A 4,808-nucleotide genomic window follows, 5' to 3' on the forward strand; every position below is an offset into this window, starting at 1 on the left:
AACCGCGTCCGGCGCCAGCTCCACCTGCGCCTCGAAGCGCTGGTGGATGCACGCCTCTCGCGGGAAGTCGGCCCGCGTGTCGTTCCACGTCTCCAACAACTGCTTGCGCTCGCCCTCGGTGAGCAGCCGCAGGCGCTGGATGGGCGCGTCGGGCGACGCCACCGCGCCCTCCAGCAGCACCGCCAGGTGCGAGACCATCCGCGCTGCGGTGTGGCCGTCGAAGAGATCGGTGTTGTACTCCATCGCTCCGCGCAGCTCGCCGTCGCCTTCGGACAACGTCATCTTGAGCTCGAACTGGGCCGTGCGGTGCTCCAGCGGCACGGCGCGCAGCGTGAGCCCCGGCGCCTTCAGCTCCGACAGCGGCGCGTTCTGGAACGACAGCAGCACCTGGAACAGCGGCGAGCGGCTGGTGTCGCGCGTGGGCGCCAGCTCCTCCACCAGCTTCTCGAATGGCACCTCCTGGTGCGCGTACGCGCCCAGCGTCGTCTCACGTGCCTGCGCCAGCAGCTCACGGAAGCTCGGGTTGCCCCCCAGCTTCGCGCGCAGCACCAGCGTGTTGACGAAGAAGCCGATGAGCCCCTCCGTCTCCGTCCGGCCGCGACCCGCGATGGGCGTGCCCACGCTGATGTCGTCCTGGCCGGAGTAGCGCGACAGCAGCACCTGCCAGGCCGCCAGCAGCACCATGAAGGGCGTCGCGCCCTCCTTCTGCGCCAGCGCCTTCAACGCCTCCGTCAGCTCCTGGCCCAGGTTCACCGGCACGCTGGCGCCGCGGTACGTCTGCACCGCCGGACGCGGCCGATCCGTGGGCAGCTCCAGCGCGGACGGCGCGCCCGTCAACTGCTGCTTCCAGTACGTCATCTGCTGAGCCAGGACGTCGCCCTGGAGCCAGCCGCGCTGCCAGCTCGCGTAGTCCGCGTACTGCACCGGCAGCTCCGGCAGCGACGGCGTGCGGCCCGTGGCGAACGCCTCGTAGAAGGCCGCCATCTCCCGCACCAGCACGCCCATGGACCAGCCGTCCGAGACGATGTGGTGCATCGTCGCGAGCATCACGTGCTGCTCCGCGTCCAGCTTGAGCACCTGCACGCGCAGCAGCGGCCCCGTGTCGAGCCGGAACGGCCGCTGGGCCTCTTCATTGGCCAGGCGCAAGGCCTCGGCCTCGCGCTCGGCCTCGGGCAGACCGGACAGGTCCACCAGGCCCAGCGGGAACGGCGCCGCGGGCTGGACGACCTGGGCCGGCTGGCCTTCGCGGGTCGGGAAGGTGGTGCGCAGCGATTCATGCCGGCGCACCAGCTCCGTGAACGCCTGCTCCAACGCCGCCACGTCCAGCGCGCCCTCCAGCCGGATGGAGAGCGGGATGTTGTAGAAGGCGCTGTCCGGCTCCAGTTGGTTGAGGAACCACAGGCGCTGCTGCGCGAACGACAGCGGCATCCGCTCCTCGCGGTCCAACGCCACGAGCGGCGGCGCCTGCACGCCCAGCCCCTCCGCCACCAGCGCGTCCACGCGCCGCGCGAGCTCCGCGACGCTGGGCGCCTCGAAGAGCACGCGCAGCGGCAGCTCCACGCCGAACAGCTCGCGGATGCGCGAAGCCACCTGCGTGGCCAGCAGCGAGTGCCCGCCCAGTTCGAAGAAGTTGTCGCGCACCCCCACCCGCTCCACGCCCAGGACCTCCGTCCAGACCGGGACCAGGAGCTCCTCCGTCGGCGTGCGAGGAGCCACGACCTCCACCTCGCGCCGCTCCTCGCAGGACTCGGTCGGCGCGGGCAGCGCCTTGCGGTCCACCTTGCCCGCGGGCGTCATCGGCAGCGCGTCCAGCACCACGAAGGCCGACGGCACCATGTACTCCGGCACCTCGCCCTTCAGGTAGCGCCGCAGCTCGCTGGCATCCAGCGAGGCCTCCTCCGCCGTCACCACGTAGGCCACCAGGCGCTTGTCGCCCGGCACGTCCTCGCGCACCACCACCGCCGCCTCACGCACCTCCGCGTGATGCAGCAGCACCGACTCCACCTCGCCCAGCTCGATGCGGAAGCCACGCACCTTCACCTGGAAGTCGACGCGCCCCAGGTACTCCAGCTCTCCCGTCGCCAGCCAGCGCACGCGGTCACCCGTGCGGTACAGCCGCGCGCCGGGCTCCGTGCTGAACGGGTTCGGCAGGAACCGCTCCGCCGTCAGCTCCGGCCGGCCCTGGTAGCCCCGCGCGAGCCCCACGCTCGCCACGTACAGCTCGCCCGCGACGCCTGGCGGCACCGGGCCCAGCGTGTCATCCAGCACGTAGACCTGCACGTTCGCCCAGGGGCGGCCAATCGTCAGCCGCTCCGGATCCGCGCCTTCATGCGTCAGCGTCGCGCACACCGTCGCTTCCGTGGGGCCGTAGGCGTTGAGCAGCAGGCGCCCTTCGCCCCACTTGCGCGCCAGCTCCACGCTCAGCGCCTCACCCGCGGACACGACAGTGCGCAGCCCGTCCAGCCCATCAGTGCCCAGGCGCGACAGCACGGACGGCGTCAACGTCACGGCCGTGATGCGCTGCTCCTGGAGCAGCGTGCGGAGCGGCTCGTCCGGCAGCAGCCGGTCGCGAGGCGCGAGCACCAGCGTCGCGCCCGCCGCCAGCGTGCCGAACACCTCCGCCACGCTCGCGTCGAAGCTGGACGCCGCGTACTGCAACACGCGGGAGCCCGGCGCGTAGCGGTGCACCCGGCCCACCTGGAGCGCCGTGTTCACGAGGCCCTGGTGCTGCAACAGCGTGCCCTTCGGGCGGCCGGTGCTGCCCGACGTGTAGATGACGTAGGCGAGGTTGCCCGCCCCCACGTTCGTGGCCGGTGCCTCCTCCGGCATCCGTTCGATGGCGTCCCAGTCCGCGTCGATCTGGATGAGCAGTCGGCCCTCGGAGGGCAGCGTGTCCACCAGCGACTCCTGGGTGAGGAGCACCGGCGCGCCCGAGTCCGCGAGCATGAAGTCCAGGCGGTCGATGGGGTACGCCGGATCCAACGGCACGAAGGCGCCCCCGGCCTTGAGGATGCCGAGCATGCCCACCACGAGCTCCAGCGAGCGCTCCACGCAGAGCGCCACCCGCACCTCGGGCCCGACGTAGCGGCGCCGCAGGTGGTGCGCCAGCTGGTTCGCCTTCGCGTCCAGCTCCGCGTACGTCAGCGACTGGTCCTCGTACACGACCGCCACCGCGTCCGGGATCTGCTCGGCATGCGCCGCGACGAGCTGCTGGATGCACGCCTCGCGAGGGAAGTCGGCCCGCGTGTCGTTCCACGCCACCAGCACCTGGTGCCGCTCCTGCTCCGACATCAGGGGCAGTGCCCGCACCGGCTGAGCCACGTCCGCGACGATGCCTTCCAGCAGCATCACGAAGCGCTGCACGAGGCTCTCGGCCGTCGCGTGCGAGAACAGGTCGGAGTTGTACGCGAGCCGGCCCAGGAAGCCCTCGGCCGCGTCCACCAACGAGAGGGCCAGGTCGAACTTCGCCGTGCGCGACTCCACCTCGTAGGTCCGCAGCGTCAGGCCCGGCACCGACACCTGCGAGGACAGCTCCTCCGCCTCCAGCACGAACCACACCTGGAAGAGCGGCGAGCGGCTGGTGTCGCGCACGGGCTGAAGCTCCTCCACCAGCTTCTCGAACGGCACGTCCTGGTGCGAGTGCGCGCCGAGCACCGTCTCCCGCGCCTGTGTCAGCACGTCGCGGAAGGTGGCGTTCGCGGGCAGCTTCGCGCGCAGCACCATGGTGTTGATGAAGAAGCCGATGAGGCCTTCGGTCTCCGCGCGGCCACGGCCCGACACGGGAGATCCGACGGTGAGGTCGTCCTGGCCCGCGTGGCGAGCCAGCAGCACCTGCCAGGCCGCCAGCAGCAGCATGAACGGCGTCACGCCCTCTTCACGGCAGAGGGCCTTGAGCGAGCGGGACAGGGAGTCGGAGAGCTTCACCGCCACGCCGCCGCCCGAGTACGTCATCACGGCGGGACGCGGGAAGTCGGTGGGCAGCTCCAGGGCGGCGGGCGCGCCCGAGAGCTGCTGCTTCCAGTACTCCACGTGCTTGCCCATGACATCGCTGCGCAGCCAGTCGCGCTGCCAGCCGGCGTAGTCCGCGTACTGCACGGTCAGCTCCGGCAGCGGTGACGGCCTGCCCTCGCGGTAGGCCGCGTAGAGCGTGCCGATCTCCCGCACCAACAGGCCCATGGACCAGCCGTCGGTGATGATGTGGTGCAGCGTGAGCAGGAGCACGTGCTCCGTCCCGGACATACGCAGGACGAGGGCGCGCATGAGCGGCCCCGTGTCCAGGCGGAAGCCGCGGTTCATCTCCAGGTCGGTCAGGCGCTTCGCCTCGGCCTCGCGGTCGGCGTCGGACAGGTCCCGCAGGTCCACGACCTGGAGCGACGCGCGCGAGGGCGCGTGGATGCGCTGCACTGCACCGCCACCTTCCGCGTGGAAGGTGGTGCGCAGCGATTCATGCCGGCGCACCAGCTCCGTGAAGCTCTGCTCCAACACCTCGATGTCGAGCTCGCCGTCCAGCCGGACCGGCAGCACGATGTTGTAGAGGGGGCTGTCCGGCTCCATCTGGTTCAGGAACCACAACCGCTGCTGGGCCAGCCCCAGCGGCAGCTGGCCCTCGCGGGGCAGCGGCACGATGGCGGGCGTGCGGACACCCGCTCCGGCGCGGAGGGCGTCGTCCACAAGGACGGCGAGCTTCTCCACCGTCGGAGCGTTGAAGACGTCCCGCAGCTGAAGGTCCACGCGGAAGAGGCTTCGCACGCGCGACAGCACCTGCGTCGCCAAGAGCGAGTGGCCCCCCAGCTCGAAGAAGTCGTCCG

General features: G+C 71.3%; 1 protein-coding gene. It reads right to left on the bottom strand.

Translation table 11 applies throughout. From position 1 onward, the window contains the following. Positions 1-4,808: amino acid adenylation domain-containing protein (locus U8525_RS34080; protein WP_374270908.1), on the bottom strand; the 4,808-nt coding region annotated here is incomplete at both ends.

Origin of the sequence: Corallococcus sp. RDP092CA (assembly GCF_041903675.1) — a bacterium.
GTDB lineage: Bacteria > Myxococcota > Myxococcia > Myxococcales > Myxococcaceae > Corallococcus.